Origin of the sequence: Psychrobacillus sp. FSL K6-1415, assembly GCF_038003185.1 — a bacterium.
Lineage (GTDB): Bacteria > Bacillota > Bacilli > Bacillales_A > Planococcaceae > Psychrobacillus > Psychrobacillus psychrodurans.
Map to the genome: position 1 here is coordinate 1,229,680 of NZ_JBBOOQ010000001.1, position 17,384 is coordinate 1,247,063.

General features: G+C 35.4%; 15 protein-coding genes. 14 read left to right on the forward strand and 1 reads right to left on the reverse strand.

The features are described from left to right. Positions 1-42: 42 nt before the first annotated feature. The 6 genes from MKY60_RS05660 to MKY60_RS05685 all read left to right on the forward strand — a co-directional run bounded on the left by MKY60_RS05660 (position 43) and on the right by MKY60_RS05685 (position 5,556). Positions 43-240: an aspartyl-phosphate phosphatase Spo0E family protein gene (locus MKY60_RS05660; RefSeq protein WP_340929018.1), complete on the forward strand. Its 198-nt coding sequence runs from the start codon at positions 43-45 to the stop codon at positions 238-240. Beyond that, on the forward strand, positions 237-1,175 hold the full coding sequence (locus MKY60_RS05665) for an AAA family ATPase (RefSeq protein ID WP_241596176.1): 939 nt from the start codon (positions 237-239) through the stop codon (positions 1,173-1,175). Before MKY60_RS05660 ends, MKY60_RS05665 begins: the two co-directional genes overlap by 4 nt. Further along, a complete protein-coding gene (locus MKY60_RS05670; protein ID WP_340929019.1) occupies positions 1,172-2,332 on the forward strand; it encodes a DUF58 domain-containing protein in 1,161 nt (386 codons plus the stop codon). The genes MKY60_RS05665 and MKY60_RS05670 overlap by 4 nt, the downstream gene beginning before the upstream one ends. Then, positions 2,325-3,569, forward strand: a complete 1,245-nt coding sequence (locus MKY60_RS05675; protein WP_340929020.1) for a hypothetical protein — start codon at positions 2,325-2,327, stop codon at positions 3,567-3,569. Before MKY60_RS05670 ends, MKY60_RS05675 begins: the two co-directional genes overlap by 8 nt. A 143-nt stretch (positions 3,570-3,712) precedes the next feature. Next, positions 3,713-4,582, forward strand: coding sequence for an NAD(P)-dependent oxidoreductase (locus MKY60_RS05680; protein WP_093494331.1), 870 nt, complete (start codon positions 3,713-3,715; stop codon positions 4,580-4,582). A 68-nt stretch (positions 4,583-4,650) separates the two neighbouring features. Beyond that, a complete protein-coding gene (locus MKY60_RS05685; RefSeq protein ID WP_093494332.1) occupies positions 4,651-5,556 on the forward strand; it encodes a chemotaxis protein in 906 nt (301 codons plus the stop codon). Between the two features lie 339 nt (positions 5,557-5,895). Here MKY60_RS05685 and MKY60_RS05690 read toward each other — a convergent pair whose 3' ends face one another. Beyond that, a complete protein-coding gene (locus MKY60_RS05690; protein WP_093494333.1) occupies positions 5,896-6,360 on the reverse strand; it encodes a YkyB family protein in 465 nt (154 codons plus the stop codon). A gap of 193 nt (positions 6,361-6,553) precedes the next feature. Between MKY60_RS05690 and MKY60_RS05695 the strand changes: the two genes are divergently transcribed. The 8 genes from MKY60_RS05695 to MKY60_RS05730 all read left to right on the forward strand — a co-directional run bounded on the left by MKY60_RS05695 (position 6,554) and on the right by MKY60_RS05730 (position 17,383). Next, a complete protein-coding gene (locus MKY60_RS05695; protein ID WP_340879305.1) occupies positions 6,554-8,593 on the forward strand; it encodes a sensor domain-containing protein in 2,040 nt (679 codons plus the stop codon). A gap of 326 nt (positions 8,594-8,919) precedes the next feature. Next, complete coding sequence (gene fadH / locus MKY60_RS05700; RefSeq protein WP_340929021.1) at positions 8,920-9,687, forward strand: 2,4-dienoyl-CoA reductase; 768 nt, start codon at positions 8,920-8,922, stop codon at positions 9,685-9,687. A gap of 103 nt (positions 9,688-9,790) precedes the next feature. Further along, the gene (gene cbpB, locus MKY60_RS05705; RefSeq protein ID WP_090563081.1) at positions 9,791-10,231 is read left to right on the forward strand and encodes a cyclic-di-AMP-binding protein CbpB; all 441 of its coding nucleotides are present in this window, start codon (positions 9,791-9,793) and stop codon (positions 10,229-10,231) included. Positions 10,232-10,842: 611 nt separating this feature from the next. Continuing rightward, positions 10,843-11,718, forward strand: coding sequence for a LysR family transcriptional regulator (locus MKY60_RS05710; protein ID WP_093494336.1), 876 nt, complete (start codon positions 10,843-10,845; stop codon positions 11,716-11,718). Between the two features lie 58 nt (positions 11,719-11,776). Beyond that, the gene (locus MKY60_RS05715; protein WP_340879306.1) at positions 11,777-14,179 is read left to right on the forward strand and encodes a hypothetical protein; all 2,403 of its coding nucleotides are present in this window, start codon (positions 11,777-11,779) and stop codon (positions 14,177-14,179) included. Next, a complete protein-coding gene (locus MKY60_RS05720) occupies positions 14,179-15,108 on the forward strand; it encodes an ABC transporter ATP-binding protein (protein WP_093494338.1) in 930 nt (309 codons plus the stop codon). Before MKY60_RS05715 ends, MKY60_RS05720 begins: the two co-directional genes overlap by 1 nt. Position 15,109: 1 nt before the next feature. After that, positions 15,110-15,952: an ABC transporter permease gene (locus MKY60_RS05725; RefSeq protein WP_093494339.1), complete on the forward strand. Its 843-nt coding sequence runs from the start codon at positions 15,110-15,112 to the stop codon at positions 15,950-15,952. A 12-nt stretch (positions 15,953-15,964) separates the two neighbouring features. Beyond that, on the forward strand, positions 15,965-17,383 hold the full coding sequence (locus MKY60_RS05730; RefSeq protein WP_340929022.1) for a hypothetical protein: 1,419 nt from the start codon (positions 15,965-15,967) through the stop codon (positions 17,381-17,383). Position 17,384 lies beyond the last annotated feature (1 nt).

Here is a 17,384-nt window from a genome sequence, read left to right on the forward strand (position 1 = left end):
GTATACTGGAGGGAAGTTACATTGTTAAGGGGAGCGATCAGTATGTCAGAGACAAGGTTAAAAGAAATAGAGGATACTAGAGAGAAAATGATTCGATCAGCCCTAGAAAAAGGTGTCTTAAATCATAATACGATAAAGTTAAGTGAAGAATTAGATCAATTATTAAATGACTTTCAACATAAAGTTAGGGATGAGGATAAGACCAAAAAGAGCGATAACAAGGGGGAGAGAGTAAATTGACTAGTATATCATTATTACAGCAAGAACTGAATAAGGCCATTATTGGGAGAAAAGAAGAAATTGACTTTATGCTTATGGGGTTATTAGTACAAGGTCATGTCCTATTGGAAAGTGTTCCTGGCTCCGGGAAAACAATGATGGCAAAGGCATTTGCAGAAGTAATTCATGGTGAATTTAAACGTTTACAATTTACACCGGATGTATTGCCTTCAGATGTTACAGGTATTAGTTATTTTCATCCACAAAAACAAGAGTTCGTTCTTCGAATGGGTCCAGTAATGAGTAATATATTACTTGCAGATGAGATCAATCGTGCAACTCCACGAACCCAGTCTAGTTTGTTGGAAGCAATGGAAGAAAAACAAGTTTCCATAGACGGGGAAACCATACCACTTTTAAAGCCGTTTATGGTTATTGCCACTCAAAACCCAGTAGAATCGCAACAAGGTACTTTTCCTTTGCCAGCAGCGCAATTAGACCGATTTTTATTTAAATTAACGATTGATTACCCCTCTCAGGAAGAGGAAAAAAGTATACTGCAGCAATTTGGTCACTCTCCAGGAAAAGTTAATATTAATAAAATCGTTACTTTGGATCAGATTGAAAAGTGGACAGAGCAAGTTAAAGAAGTAACTGTTCATGATGATATCATGACGTATATCATTCAAATTGTACATCATACTAGAAACCACCCATACATAGAACTAGGGCTTAGTAGTCGTGCTTCTTTGGCGGTTCTACAAGCTGCGAAGGCATATGCTTTTGTTAACAATAGAAACTTCGTGACACCAGATGACGTGAAAAAGATTATTGAACCAGTATGTCTTCATCGGATGAAGTTATCTTCGCAAGGAATGCTTATTCACAATCTAGCAGAGATTTTGAAAACAATAGTTGAAGAGGTGGAAGCACCTGTTGAGGCTAATGTACGATGAATTGGAATCGTCATGGTTCCGGTATGAGAAATACTAAAATGTATTTAGATCTTCTCGTTTTTGCTTTAATACTCAGTTTTCTATTTAAACAATTCATTTTTGTTGCGGTTATTTCATTTTTATTGTTAATTGCTTTAATACAAATAATATATTTTCATAGAGTAGGCCAAAAGTTTGACTTTGTGAATGATAAAAATAGAATACGGTTGATAAAAGATACTTCCTCACACTTCACATTAAATTTCAATAATAAAGGGCTTCCAATCTGGAACGCTAATTTAATAATTTCTTTTCAGAAAAATATTGAGCCAGATAGAATATTTAATACAGCAGTGGGTGATTTTCATGAAGTTAAAATTCCTTTTTCCATTGGTTATAATAAAAGTGTCTCATTAAAGGTTCCTATTAAAGGGGTGAGTAGAGGCCTTGCTCGTATTAAACATCTCCAAGTTGAAATTCCTCATCCTCTAACAGAAGGATCTATATTATTGGAATTCAAACCTTATATACTTTTAGATGCCATTGTTTTTCCAACCATATACAATATAAATGAGGACTTTGCGCCGTCAAAATTGAAACAAGGAGAATTAGCGTTAAATTCTTCTTTGTTCGATGATCCTTTCTTCCCTGTTGGGACAAGGGAATATGAACCTGGTGACCAGTTCCATCATATACATTGGAAGGCTAGTGCGAAGACTCAGCAGTTACAGACAAAGATTTTTACACGTGTTGCAAATGTGTCGGTTTTGTTTGTTATCAATGTAGGAGAAAAATATAATGTTCTTTCTGATTTTGAAGACAAATTAGAGTGGCTTGCTTCCTACGCTGATGCTTGCTACAAGCAAGATATTCCATTTTCATTTGCGTTAAATATTAGAACATCAGGAAAAGTACCTTTTGTGTATCTCCCATTAGGTAGTGGAGATTCTCATCGTATACAAGCAATGGAATTACTCTCAATCCTCTCAATTGCTAATAGTCTTGTTCCTTTTGATAAACTACTAGCATATTTAGATTTACATGAAGAGCTACCAGTTGCAACCTATGTGATTACGAATAGAGAAGATACGTATACACCGTTTTTACATCAGTGGGAGCAGAGAACGAATGTAAAATATAAGTCTTCTGCAAAGGCAGGAGGCATCTCTCATGGATAAAATGATAAACAAGCTAAATGTTCAAGCACAATCAATAGGAAAATACATTCAAGATGTATGGATCATTGCGTTACTTTTGGTTATTTTTCATCATGAGACAACCTTCGAATTACCTTTTTTATGGATCATACTTCAAATTATCATAGCTATTTGCATGCAAATAATAATGAATAGAATTGGACCAAATCCTATTATTCCATTTATAGTTCCTACTGTTATTCTACTATTATTATTTTTGTTTAATTGTCCCCTTTGGTTATTTATTATAGGTGTTGGGTTTTCTATTTGGCGTATACAAGTACGATTTAACAAAATACAGGATGAACAAACAGTTGAAAGTAACTATAATTTGAATTTCTTTTTAATATTTTTAGCTGTCCATTTTGTCTGTTTTATTATTGGTGTGGAGAACTATATTTTTCCATTATATAGCGTAGTCATTTCAGGAATAATATTACCTATCGCTATGAGATTGTATGCCGTTTGGGTGAGTACTAATAAACAAAATTCAGCTTCAATGTCTCAGGTAATAGGTGGATTTCTCCTAGGATTGTTTTCTATAGTGAGCTTATCCACTGTGCTTTATTTTATTTTTCCTTTTATAAGAAAAGGACTTGATGTTCTGTTCGGGAAGGTTATGAGTATCGCCATCATTCCATTTATGCCTTTGTTAGAGTATCTAGACAAGTTGTTAAGTCGTTTAGAAATTAAAGTACCGAAAGAAAGTGAACGGATCCAGTCAGAAGAGCAAACGAAAATGGAGCCAAACGAAATAGTTTCGGAAAGTATAGGTAATGGCTTTCCATTTGAACTAATCTTCATTGCGATAGTAGTTATTATAATTATATTTTTCATCCGATTTTTATTGAAAAATAAACCTGATACTTTATCGGCAGATTCTAGTGTTATTCATTATATAAATAAAGAGTTAGAGGAGGATAAGGAAAGGAAACGGTTGAATGGTCAGCTATCCCTGTATCAAGTGGATACGTCACTATTAAGAGAGAAGTATAAAGAATTTGAAATAGAGGCTTCCATGTATGAATATGATCGAACTAAAAGTGAAACTGTACGTGAATGGTTCGGACGGATGGAGTGGGTAGTGATAGATGAGTTCTTCCAAGTTTATGAGGAAGTAAGATATGGCGGTCGAGCAATTCAATCTGAGAAGGCTGAATTTTTCCTATCTAACTTGGAAAAAATAAAAACAAAATATTTTTTAAAAAAAGATGTTTAAAAATGTCTGAGCGGGGCATAATAATAAAGAACACAGCAACATTCTCATTTCCCCCTTTTTAAGGATCACCCAAAAGTTATATGGGTGGTCCTCTTTTTTTTGGTACACTAAATGTATTAGAAAATATAAACGGAGGTCTAACTATGTCAAAACAATTTAAGATTGGATTTATCGGTACTGGCGTGATGGGGAAAAGCTTGGTGAAGCATTTATTAAACGCTAAACATGAAGTAACAATTTATACTAGAACGAAAGATAAGGCAGCTGATCTTGTAAAAGAAGGAGCAAAAATGGCCTTATCTCCAAGCGAAGTTGCACAAACGGTTGAAATCTTGTTTACAATGGTCGGTTATCCTCATGATGTGGAAGAAGTGTATTTTGGTGACAATGGTATTTTTCAAATAGAAAATGCTAATTTGGTGGTTATAGATATGACAACTTCTACACCAACTTTAGCAAAGAAAATTGATGAAAAAGCAAAAGAAAAGGGGATGCTGTCGCTAGATGCCCCTGTATCTGGGGGAGATGTTGGTGCACAGTTAGGAAAGCTTTCTATTATGTGTGGTGGAGACAAGTCGACATTTGACCAAGCACTTCCAATATTAAATCTCTTTGGGGAAACTATTTTATACCAAGGGACTGCTGGTGCAGGGCAGCATACTAAAATGTGTAACCAAATAACTATAGCTACTGGCATGATAGGTGTTTGTGAGGCATTAGCTTATGGAAGAAAAGCTGGCTTGGATTTAGATCAAGTTTTATGTTCCATTTCAACAGGAGCAGCAGGTTCATGGTCACTTAGTAATTTAGCACCGAGAATGATAGCAGGAAACAATGAACCAGGCTTTTATATAAAGCATTTTGTGAAAGACATGAAGATTGCTTTGGAAGAGGCAGCTAAGATGGATTTACAATTACCTGGTTTGACACTAGCAAAATCATTGTATGAGGACTTAATAAATGAAGGTTACGCAGAAAATGGTACACAAGCCTTAATCAATATCTATTTATAATATAGTAATTATTTACTAGCGCATGTTATAATAGCTGTAATACATATTATGAAGGTAGGCGATTCATCATGAACGACCATAAAGGAATATTACTTGAAAGTGGCACGAACGAATTAGAAATTGTAGAATTTCAAGTTGGACAAAATAAATTTGGTATAAATGTAATCAAAGTAAAGGAAATAATTCAACCTATTGAAATAACGTTTATCCCACATGCACATCCACACGTTGAGGGTATTGTGCAACTTCGTGGTGAGGTATTGCCTGTAGTAAGCATGAATAGAGTTTTAGGAATTCCTGTCCAAAACAAAAGTGACCAAGAAAAGTTTATCGTAGCAGAGTTCAACAAACAACGTGTCGTGTTCCATGTGGATAATGTTACTCAAATTCATCGTATCTCATGGGATCAAATTGAAAAACCATCCGATATTTATCAAGGTGGTTCTTCGCATGTTATTGGGGTTATTAAAAGACTAGAAGAAATGATTCTATTAATAGATTTTGAAAAAATTATTGTCGATATTAATCCAGAATCAGGTATCAGTGTGGAGTCTGTGAAAAAGCTAGGAAAACGTGAGCGTTCAGACAAAAAAATTGTCATAGCAGAGGATTCGCCATTACTTCGTAAACTGTTACATGACACTCTGATGGAAGCTGGATACGCAAACTTGGAGTTTTTTGAGAATGGGTTAGATGCTATAAATTATTTAGAACAACTAACATCAGTAACAAGTGACATTTCAGAGCATGTACAAATTGTTGTAACAGATATAGAAATGCCTCAAATGGATGGTCATGCACTAACTAAAAAGATAAAAGAGCATAAAAACTTATCGAAGTTACCTGTGCTAATATTCTCTAGTTTAATTACCGATGATCTTCGACATAAAGGAGATCAAGTCGGAGCAGAGGACCAAATAAGTAAACCAGAAATAGCAGAACTAGTTCTTAAAATCGATAAATTTATATTATAAGTGTGTCTAGTTTGAAATGGAGAGCGGGATAAGAGAAACCAAGTAAAAAGACGTCTGGTCCTTTAAAAACAGAAACGTAGAAATGCCGTTGATTTCCGCTACGTGCGGACACTTTCCATGGGTACGGCTTCAGTCGCTTCCTTCGCTCATGCTCAGTCCAGGTCCTTCAGCTCGCGCCGCATAAAGCGTCCATCTGAAACGGAAATCAGTAGTATTATTCATTCTTCAAAGTACTACGGATACTTCGTTCTTAGCATAATTAACCATATACTTTATATAAAAAAACTAGCAGAAAGAGTGGTTTCTTCCTGCTAGTTTTCTATTCGTTTATAAAATTTCTTACCTATCTAAATAGGATTTCATCTTACGATTATTTCGGTTCTCTTTCATGTATGATTTAGTACAAACAACAGGTTGTTTTGAGGACTTTTTCATAATAAGTTGAGGACCAATATAATCGGTAAGTAACTGCTTAGCCATCTTTAAATTCATCTTTCGGATTGGGTTTCGATAGGAATCGTCTAATTGTCCAAGATGTGGGAGGTTCTTAAAATCTTCTTTTACCGGAATCATATGAAAGTAATAGTCGGCATACTGGATCAAGACTGAGGATTGTTGTTGACTATGTTTAGGGTTTCGGACGAAATGAAGACCAACTTTTTTTGCTTTGTTTTCAGCTAATAGTTTATCAATTGTTAACTTTTTTAATTCATAAAGAGGCTTGTTATCTATTGCTGTTTTCGCATGACGGTTTACTGTATAGATTGCTGTTGCTATGTTTTTTTCATCTAATAAAACTGACATATAATCCCCCTTCGAAAGCTGCTCCATAATTATATCATACCAATTCCATTACAAATTGTGTACACAAATCAAATAAATATAGAAAATAAATATATTTGGATAATATTTCTAAAGAAAGTAGTGTATAAACTGATAAAATGAAGTAGAATTATATATATATTAAGTTCTTTTATCGTAATCATTGGAGGCCTATATGCATAATTCAACAAATAAAAACATAGCAATCAGTGATTATTTAATCAAAGTCATTAAGGAAGATCCCAATATCCCAACATTTTTACTTAAAAAAGATGGACAAAATGGATTTGCTATTATTTATGTAAATGATGCTGCTACATCTATTTTACGACCATTTGAACAAAGCTCATTAGAAGAATTGTCAAATCAACTACAATCACTACTTGTTAGCAATGAAAAATATAAGTTCCATCAAAATATTCCTTTTAACATACAAAAACTACAGTATAAGTATGATGTTGCTATTATGTTGTTAGAAAATGGAATAGAGATGGTTTATGGTGTAACAATGTATGATAGGACGAAGGATGAGCTAGAAAAAAGTATATTAAAAAGATATAAAGACAAATATCTGTCCCTATTTAACAATAATTTAGATCCCATTATTTCAGTTTGTGAGAATGGAAACGTTCTCGACTTAAACGTTATAACTTCAAAGATTTTAGGGTATGATCCTAAAATCTTAGTAGGACAGCCAATTGAACAGCTTATTGAGGAAAACTCAATGAGAAATTTTCAATTGATGGTGAAGCAAACACTCACTGGCTATGCTACTGAAATGCAAAATTGCTTAATACGTCATGATAATGGGCATTATTTACCTATGTATATAAAAGCCTTACCGATAGAAATAAATAATAATGTAAGTGGATTGCATTTAGTTCTTCGAGATACAGCAACAGAATCGGATGAACAAGAACAATTATATTATCTTGCTTACCATGATCATCTTACTGGTCTTTGGAACAGGCGTGCTTTAAAAGAACATTTGCGGGATACTTTAGTGAATGCAGAACCGGGTACTGAAATATCAGTAGTACGGATTGATTTAGATCGATTCAAAATGATAAATGAATCACTTGGCTATAATTATGGAGACGAGTTACTGAAAAAAATTGCAGATCGACTTGGGTTGTACATAGATAAATCGAATAATTTATATCGTCAAAGTGGGGACGAATTTGTTTTTATAGTGATAGGGAAAACAAGAGATGAGACTAGTGAGTTTGCAGAAAATATTTTAATAGAACTATCTAAGCCACTATACTTAGATCATCAAGAATATTTCGTTACAGCATCGATAGGTATTTCTATGTTTCCGTACGATGGAAAAAAGATGGATGAATTACTTATAAAAGCAGACCAGGCATTATATATAGCTAAAGATAGAGGGAGAGCACATTATCGTTATTACCAAGAACAAATGAATTTAGCCTTTCCAAATGATGCCTTAATGGAGTCACATTTACGAAGAGCAATTGAGAAAGAAGAGTTTTCTATACATTATCAGCCACAAGTTAATCTAGTAACAGGTGAAATAAATTCATTTGAAGCATTACTTCGATGGAACAATAGAAAGTTTGGATATGTTTCACCACTGAATTTTATACCTCTTGCCGAAGAATCGGGAATGATCATGCAAATAGGAGATTGGGTGTTAGAAGAGGTTTGTAAACAGTTAAAATATTGGCAAGAAAAAGGGTACCGCCCAGTTAGAATCGCAGTAAATATATCACCAAAACAATTTGTACAAGACAATTTTGCTGTGAAGATACACGAGAAAATCCAGAAGTATGATATCAAACCTAGTTCATTAGAAGTGGAAATCACGGAGAGTGCTATGACCGATATGCAGGATACTTTTACTACTTTAAAAGAACTGAAGGATATAGGCGTTGTAATCTCGATTGATGATTTCGGAACTGGGTATTCTTCTTTAAGCTATTTAAAGAAATATCCTATAGATATTATTAAAATAGATCAATCATTTATAAAAGATATGGAATTAGATGATAAAAATGCAGCTATTGCTACAACAATTATCCAACTTGCTCATAGCTTAGGCATGGAAGTTATTGCAGAAGGCGTGGAAAAGGATCGACAAGTAGAAATACTTAAATCAGCTAATTGCCAAAAAGCTCAGGGTTATTTGTTCAGTAAACCTGTTCCTATTGAAAATATCAATGAATCATATATGCAACCTAAAAAGCCGTAAATTCTTTAAGAATTTACGGCTTTTTTAATGAATGAAAGTATAAAACTTTATGTCTTCAAGAGCGAGATAGGTGTTTTGAAGAGTATGATTTATTTATTGACAATGCTGATTATTGTTTCAGATGGAGGTTTTTTGTGTTATTGGTATTCCTTTCTCTAGTAATGGGAAATAGCATAGGAAGAAGTACGCAAGAAAACCTTGGAAAAATATTAACAGTTTTTAACTTTAAGTGATCTTTCACTGGACAAAGAATTTACGGTTTTATTTGTTTATATATGATAAAATATTGAGTGAATGTTCATTCAATTTAAAAGGGGTGTTTGATTATGTTAAAACAGAAAACGATAATTGTTACAGGCGGTTCAAACGGAATGGGAAAATACATGGCTATGAAGTTTGTATCAGAAGGTGCAAATGTAGTCATAACCGGGCGTGATTTAGAAAGACTAGAGAGCGCTAAAAAAGAAATTGAAGCATATGGTAATACCATATCGTACTTTCAAATGGATGTTCGAAATCCAGAGCATGTAGAGGCAATGATTCAATTTGCAGATAAAACATATGGTCAAATTGATGGTTTAGTTAATAATGCGGCGGGTAATTTTATAGTAGAAGCAGAAAAACTTTCACCTAACGGGTGGAAAGCTGTAATTGATATCGTTCTAAATGGTTCTTTTTATTGTTCAAGTGCTATTGGGAAATACTGGATTAGCAAAGGGAGTAAGGGGGCTATTTTAAATATGCTTGCCACATATGCATGGGGAGCAGGGGCAGGAGTAGTCCATTCAGCTGCTGCAAAAGCTGGTGTTATGTCATTAACTAGAACATTAGCAGTTGAATGGGGGAGTAAATATGGGATTCGAGTAAACGGAATCGCACCAGGCCCAATTGAGCGTACTGGAGGAGCAGGAAAACTGTGGGAATCAGAAAAAGCAGCAAAACGAACACTTAAATCTGTTCCACTTGGACGCCTAGGAAAACCAGAAGAAATTGCAGAACTTGCGACATTTATATTATCCGACAAAGCTTCTTATATGAATGGTGAAATTGTAACGTTAGACGGTGGTCAATGGTTAAATCCAAACCCTTTCTAACATATAAGTAAGCGATTTCATGGTTTTTTTATTCCTTTAATATGCTATGATAGTTACATAGGGTGTTTTCTTATGATGAAAGCAAACAAAGGAGTAGGATGCAATGATAACTGTGAGCAGCAAAGATTTTTTACAAATTCCGATTTTGGAGTACATTATTTCTGCAGAAAAGGTTGCACATGTACAATTAGGAAATAACGCAGAACACGCTTTACTTGTACTCACAAAAACTGGGTATTCTTCTATTCCAGTATTAGATGTAAAATATAGACTTCAAGGGTTAATCAGTTCTCAACAAATTACAGACGAAATTTTAGGATTAGAACATATTGAATATGAACGTTTACCAGATTTAAAAGTAGACGATATTATGAAAAAAGACATTGCTGTCATTCATGTAGATGAGAAATTCCAAAAAGGGTTAGATTTATTAGTAAATAATCCTTATATCTGTGTAGTAGACGATGAGAGAACCTTTTTAGGGATTTTAACTAGAAGAGTCATATTGAAGCAAATGAAGAAGTACCTATATCAAGCACAATAAAATTTTAGATATTTTTTTAGCAAGGAAGGCCAATCTAAGATGGCCTTCTTTTTTTCAAAAGAAAAGAAAGTATAAAAAGATGTGCCGTGTACACTGAATTCATAAGACTTTAAAAATGAATAATACTGTGATTTCCGTTTCAGCTGGACGCTTTCCGCGGGAGAGGCCGAGCCTCCTCATGCCAACAGCATGTTGGTCACGAAGGCGTTGTCACACGAGGTGGCGCTCTTAGCCTTTGTTCCTTTGAAATGCTCCCTGCGGGGTCTCGTCTTTGAATAGGAAAGTAGCTTTTCTCTAGTTAACAAAAACGCACTTACCTGTTTCTAAGAGTTGTAGAAGAGCGACGGACAGACAAATGCCATAAGATTACCGAAAAAAAGGGATGCTGGTTGGTTGTGACGGACGTCAACCAACCAGCATCCCTAAAAATTCACTTGGGAATCATATAGTAAAAAGGCTGTTTAAAGTTCTTCGAAAACGATAGAAACAGGTATTGACCTAAAAGATCTGGGCGTCTTTTGCTCGGTTTTCCTTATAAAATCATTTATGTGCATATCCTTTTAGAATGCGTATGAATGTCACTACAATCCCATTTGAAAAGAGGAAGGACTATGGTAACAGATTTTCTTATTATTAGAACATTAGCAGAGGAACAAAATATGCGAAAAGCTGCGGAAAGATTGTTCCTATCTCAGCCAGCGTTATCTCTAAGACTCCAAACAATTGAAAAAGAATGGAATGCAAAGCTTTTTTTGAGATCTCAAAAAGGTTTAACTGCAACGCCAGAAGGGGAGCTCGTCATTGATTTTGCTAAGCAGATACTTCAGCAAAGAGAGGAAGTATTTGAAACGATTCAATCATTATCATCAAAAGTACATGGTACCTTGAAAATTGCATGTGCTTCAATTGTAGGGCAAAATTGGTTACCAAAAGTATTGAAAGACTTCGTACAAACATATCCAGAAGCTAAGATTTCTCTTTTAACTGGATGGAGTTCAGAAATTGTCAAATCAATATATGATGGTGAGGCTCAGATTGGAATAGTGCGTGGACAATCTGATTGGAAGGGGAACAAAATTCATTTGTTTAGAGATACTTTATATTTGGTGGACAAGGAGATGACGTCCATTGATGAAGTGTTGACAACGGAAAAACCTTTTATCCAATTCAAAAGTGATTCTAACTATTATCAGGAAATTCAACAATGGTGGCAGAAGCATTTTGCAATTAATCCTAAAAGACAAATTATCGTCGATCAAATTGAAACATGTAAACAAATGGCACTAAATGGAATAGGGTATGCAATTCTACCTTCCATCACATTAACGGGACATGAGAATGTGAACAAAATACCTTTAACAAATGATGAAGAGCAGTTTGAATTGACTAGAGATACATGGCTTATTGGTTATGATGCGGCATTTGAACTACCTCAGGTTGGTGCTTTTGTCGAAATTGTCAAAAAACACGCAAAAAACTTTCAATGAAGGAACCTAACTACGCCATTATCGTACTAATACATATATAGACAAAGGGGGGAAAAAGATGCATATAAAAAAGTTTGTGATGGTTATTTCAGCATTTATGATTTATTTTATTTTATTGCCATCAATTGAAGCATTAGCAGCGCCTGAACTGAATGTAAAAGTGACGACTGGATTTAATGGAAAAGCAAAATATGGCGAAGGCTTGCCAATATCACTAACAGTGGAAAATAAAGGGGATGCATTTTCAGGTGACATCGTCCTCGACTTAGCTGAGTCCTATAATTTAGGAAATGCACAGTCCATTCCGTTTGAGATTGGAGCAGGAGAAACAAAGACAATTCAGGTAGGAGCAAGTGGGTTAGCGGAAGATTATATGTATCAAGGAAATAATGTTCAAATGATTCACTTTTTTGAGGGAGGATGGGAAAAAGGGAAGTCCATCACCTTCAAAGGAAATAAAACGTTCAAAACAAGCTTTCAAGATCCAGCAACCATTTACTATTTAACATTAACGGAAAGTGCAGATCGTCTAAAAGTTCTCAATCAGCTTAAGCAACCAAATCAAATGAACGATGAAATTATTCATGTAGCGCAGCAGAGTGACTTTGTGTTACCGGAAGAAGCAGTTGCCTGGGAAATGGCAGATTACATTATTATAGATGAGTTCGTAATTGCTGATTTAACTGAACAGCAACAGCAAGCACTTATCGATTATGTCTCATATGGTGGAATAATGGTAGTTGGTGCCTCCGATAATGTAGCAGCAGAGCTTGGAAGCATAAGTGGGTATTTACCATTAAATTTACATACAACAACGCAAAGTATCACTGCTCAACAAGCAAGTGCATTAACAGCGAATAACTTACTGTCCAATGATTTGAAGATATATGATGCATCTTTGACGAGTGGATCGACACCATCGATACAACTAGATGGGACATTACTAGCTGCTACCAAACACGTCGGCAGCGGAACAATCATTCAAACCACTTTTTCACTTGGAGATGCTCCTTTGGCGGCTGATCCTGTTTATAGTGATTTAATGTCCAGCATATTGCAGTCAGTACAAGTGAAAAATACACAAAGTATGTACGGTTATAATACCCAAGATGAGCTTGTATATAACTTAGGTGGAACAAACTCGTTATTTAGTTCCTTTAAGGTATCTACACCACTAATGATTGGTATTGTCATTGTATATATGATTATTATAGTTCCATTGTTATATATTATTTTGAAGAGAAAAGACAAACGAGAATATGCTTGGGGAATCATTCCACTTACTGCGATAATCGCTTCACTTGCGATTTTTGGCTATGGTGCAAAGGATAGAATAGCAAGACCTCAAGTCCAGCAATCCTCCTTTCTTCAAGTAAATGAAGATAAGAGCTTACATGGATATTACGCAGAATCGATTTTAAGTAATAAAGGTGGAGATTTTACTTTTGAAGCACCGGTTTCCACTACGATGGTTGCACAAAGAGGTACAAATTCGTTCACGGGACAAACTGCTAATGTGCATGAAAATGCAATTATGGAAAAACATGCAACGAATAGTGAACTTACATTCCGTGATGTTGGTTATTGGTCTGTATCTTCATTGTTTGGGGAGACACAAGTTCAAGATGTTGGTAATTTCGAGGTAGATTTAAGAGTCGATTCAAGTAAGATTCTCGGAACAGTTCAAAATAACTTTCCTTTTGGCTTAAAAGATGTCGCAATTTGGTCAGGTAGTAAATTGTATAAATTAGGTGATCTAGCTGTTGGAGAAAAGCTAGAGGTTGATAAGGATCTTGGCACGGTCATGCTAATGCCAATTTCTAACCCATATGTTAATACAAATTACGGAGCTTTTGCGAACAACCAAATGGATTTATTGACCCAACGAAAACAAGCTCTATATTCATCGAGTATTATGTTTAAAAATTCTAACTCAGCTCCAGCAATTACGGGCTTTGCTGAGGACAATATTCTTCCGATTGAATTGAAGGACAATAAAGTAGAGCTTTCCGCGTTGCATTTAGTTATTCAACCTTTCACGGCTACTACTATTTTCTCTGGAGAGTTTACGCTTCCTGCTAATATGTTTACAGTCAATGTAAATACCGAAGAATATGGTAAATATATGGAACCAGTTCAAAATAGTAATCTCGAGTGGTATTTAGATGATGGTGAATACAATGTATTTTGGACAGTACCAGAAACACTACCTGTAGATAAGGTCAATTGGACACAGCTACAAATTGCAAATACAGATCGCAATTCCCATACAATTGAAATTTGGAACTTAAAAACAGAGTCTTTTGAAGAAATCACTGAAAGCCGATTTACTTTAACTGAAAATATTGATACGTATATCAATGAAACAGGCATAATACATTACAAACTAATCAAAAAATCGGTGCAAGGGGATCCATATACACGACTTCCAGAAGTACGTGTGAAGGGGGAGGTGAAGTAATGATAGAAATCAAAGGATTAACAAAAAAATACGGTTCGTTTTATGCACTAAATGATATAAATTTAACACTACAAGAAGGTACTGTATTTGGTTTCGTAGGTGCGAATGGAGCAGGTAAGTCCACAACTTTTTCAATACTTGCAACATTACTTCAGCCGACCTCTGGAGATGCTTTTGTTAACGGAAAAAGTGTAAGGACAGATCCAAGTGATGTACGCAAACAAATTGGTTATATGCCTGACTTTTTTGGAGTGTATGATCAATTAAAAGCAAATGAATATTTAGATTTTTATGGAGCAAGTTATGGAATTTCAGAAGTGGAACGAAAGGTACTAATACCACAGTTGCTTGAGCTAGTCAATCTTTCCCATAAACGTTATGAATATGTCGATTTACTTTCACGAGGGATGAAGCAACGCTTATGTTTGGCCCGTTCACTAATACATGATCCAAAGGTTCTTATATTAGATGAACCGGCTTCAGGACTTGATCCGCGAGCGCGTGTAGAAATGAGAGATATACTAAAGCAGTTAAAAGGGATGGGGAAAACGATACTCATTTCCTCACATATATTGCCAGAGTTAGCTGAAATGTGTGATGAAATAGGTGTGATTGACGGGGGAAGGCTTATCGCGCACGGCTCTGTCACTGACATCCAAGCACAACTTGCAGGAGAAAGACATATTACGGTGAAGGCAAAGGGGTTATTAGAAAATGTTGCGACCTTTTTTGAAGAGGATCCTTTTGTATCTTCAGTGGAATTACACACAGAGAAAAATTCGGTTACCTTCAATTATAGAGGTACCGAGGACGATCAAATCAATTTATTGAAAAAAGCGATGGATCATTCAATAAAAATTATTTCCTTTTCCGAGACAGAAACAGATCTTGAAGATGTCTTTATGGAAATAACGAAAGGAGCGAAATAATATGAAGCAGGTGTTTTCTAATCCAGTATTGGTAAAAGAAATAAAGTTGCGCTTTCGTTCCCCAAAAAGTTTTATAGGAATTCTATTTTATTTAATCGCCATGTGCATTTTTGTTTTTGGATTTATTTTACTAACAACTCAATTCTCAGGTACTGGATATTTCCGCCCAGAAGAAAGCTTTTTTATGTTCACAATGCTCACGTATATACAATTAGGATTAATACTTTTCATCACTCCAGGGTTAACCGCAGGTGCTATTAGCTCAGAGCGAGAAAAGCAAACATTAAACATATTATTAACGACAGCACAGACTTCATTTCAAATAATTTTTGGGAAATTAACTTCATCCATTGCATTTTTACTATTGCTATTAATAGCAGGCTTACCGATTTATAGTATGGTTTTCTTATTTGGTGGGGTATCACCAGGTCAACTAGGGATTATTTTCTTATATTTCTTTTTAACGATGCTTGCCATCGGAAGTATTGGAATTATGTATTCGACCATCATTCGTAAAACAATTGTTTCAATGATAGCAACATATGGGACAATGATTTTCTTAAGTGCGGTAACTGGTTTTATTTACTTAGTTATAACAGGAATGAATACGATGGTATCAGGTTCTCTATCATCTTCACCGGTAGGTCATTTCTTTGCGAGTATTAACCCAGTTGTGTTAGTGCTAACGCTTGTATCACCAGGATCAGATACTTTTATAACGGATACAACTAAAGTAGATTTTCCCATTTGGGCAGGATATGCAATCTTTTATATTTGTATTACAGCATTAGCTATTTTTATATCGGTGAAAAAGTTACGAGTAAATATGAAGCGGACAAAATGAGGAGGACGATAGATGAATAGTCCAAAAAAGTTAATCCGGTACATTCTTAAAGCTAAAAATAGCCTTGCAGCAGAGCATTATATTAGAATGTTCCAAGCTGCTATATTTTACGGTTTTAGTGCTACTGCGTTAATTCTTTTAGTATCCCGTTTGTTTGTCCTTCCGTATTATTTAAGAACTTCCATTCTTGTTGGAAGTTCTGTTTTTATAGGAACGTTTTTGTATGCTTTTTGGAAAAGACCAACAAAAAGTGAAGCAGTACAAAAGTTAGATTCCTTCTATCTAGATAATTTATTAGTAAGTGCTTTAGCTTTCCTCGAGGAAAAGTCTTTGCTCTCCAAAGGGTTAATAGATAAAGCGGTACAAAACAGTGAAGTTGCATTCCAGCTATTTAGGAAACGCGACAAAAAGTATTTTCAGCCAAAGTGGATTTTGGGTTTTGTTTTGGCATTTGCGGCAGTTCTCTTCTTGTATGCATTCCCAGCTACTACACAATTAGAGGCAAAGGATTTGGAACAAGAGCAGAAGATTGTTAAGGAACTAAAGAAAGAGGTTAGTAAGCTTGAGAAAAAAGAGTTGTCAAAGCCAGTAAAAAAAGAACTAAAAAATCTGAAAGAAAAACTAAAGGAAGTAGATACAGCAGAAGAAGCTCTACGTGAAGTAGTGAAAAAACAAAAGGAATTAGCACTTAAGGAACAGAAGCTAGAGCAAAAGAAAGAGCTTGCTGAGATGGAAGGTACATCTGACTCTTCTTTAACAGTCGAGGAGCAAAAAGAGTTAGCATCTCTAAGAGATACTAATAATTCACTAGCTAAAAGTGCATCTAATTCTCAAACTACGTTAAGTAAGATGGGTAAATCTTTACCGTTCAGTTCAAGTGAGATCGCTAAAGGAAGTAAAAATAGTCAATCTTCCAGTAAAACTAAAGCTAAACAGGGGACTAATCAAACAGGCCAAGGTCAAGGCCAAGGTCAAGGACAAGGCCAGGGTCAAGGCCAAGGACAAGGCCAAGGCCAAGGCCAAGGACCAGGACAAGGACAAGGCCAAGGACAAGGACAAGGACAAGGACAAGGACAAGGTCAAGGTCAAGGCCAGGGTCAAGGCCAGGGACAAGGGCAGGGACAAGGTCAAGGTACTGGAGCTGGGTCTGGTGCAGGTTTAGGTTCCGGAAGTAGAGATTTACTCTCTATTCCCTCAAGGCTTGGAGGAACTGGAGAAACATCAGTCGATCCAGGTGAACTTGGAGACGGAGATTCCGCTAGTGAACAACCTGCCGATACCCCCATAACTCGTGGCTCCGCAAGACCATATGAAGAAGTGGTCAATGAATACTCGGAGTCCTATATAAAAACCTCTGAACGTATGCAGTTACCATCAGATTTACAAAGGATTGTTCAAGATTACTTTTCGTCAGTTGAAAATAATGAATAAC

Excerpts from the sequence above, each read along its gene's own strand:
- MKY60_RS05715 (WP_340879306.1), top strand. The coding sequence starts at position 11,777 with ATGCATATAAAAAAGTTTGTGATGGTTATTTCAGCATTTATGATTTAT.
- MKY60_RS05660 (WP_340929018.1), top strand. The coding sequence starts at position 43 with ATGTCAGAGACAAGGTTAAAAGAAATAGAGGATACTAGAGAGAAAATG.
- MKY60_RS05720 (WP_093494338.1), top strand. The coding sequence starts at position 14,179 with ATGATAGAAATCAAAGGATTAACAAAAAAATACGGTTCGTTTTATGCA.
- MKY60_RS05725 (WP_093494339.1), top strand. The coding sequence starts at position 15,110 with ATGAAGCAGGTGTTTTCTAATCCAGTATTGGTAAAAGAAATAAAGTTG.
- MKY60_RS05670 (WP_340929019.1), top strand. The coding sequence starts at position 1,172 with ATGAATTGGAATCGTCATGGTTCCGGTATGAGAAATACTAAAATGTAT.
- cbpB (WP_090563081.1), top strand. The coding sequence starts at position 9,791 with ATGATAACTGTGAGCAGCAAAGATTTTTTACAAATTCCGATTTTGGAG.
- MKY60_RS05710 (WP_093494336.1), top strand. The coding sequence starts at position 10,843 with ATGGTAACAGATTTTCTTATTATTAGAACATTAGCAGAGGAACAAAAT.
- MKY60_RS05685 (WP_093494332.1), top strand. The coding sequence starts at position 4,651 with ATGAACGACCATAAAGGAATATTACTTGAAAGTGGCACGAACGAATTA.
- MKY60_RS05695 (WP_340879305.1), top strand. The coding sequence starts at position 6,554 with ATGCATAATTCAACAAATAAAAACATAGCAATCAGTGATTATTTAATC.
- MKY60_RS05730 (WP_340929022.1), top strand. The coding sequence starts at position 15,965 with ATGAATAGTCCAAAAAAGTTAATCCGGTACATTCTTAAAGCTAAAAAT.
- MKY60_RS05675 (WP_340929020.1), top strand. The coding sequence starts at position 2,325 with ATGGATAAAATGATAAACAAGCTAAATGTTCAAGCACAATCAATAGGA.
- fadH (WP_340929021.1), top strand. The coding sequence starts at position 8,920 with ATGTTAAAACAGAAAACGATAATTGTTACAGGCGGTTCAAACGGAATG.
- MKY60_RS05680 (WP_093494331.1), top strand. The coding sequence starts at position 3,713 with ATGTCAAAACAATTTAAGATTGGATTTATCGGTACTGGCGTGATGGGG.
- MKY60_RS05690 (WP_093494333.1), bottom strand. The coding sequence starts at position 6,360 with ATGTCAGTTTTATTAGATGAAAAAAACATAGCAACAGCAATCTATACA.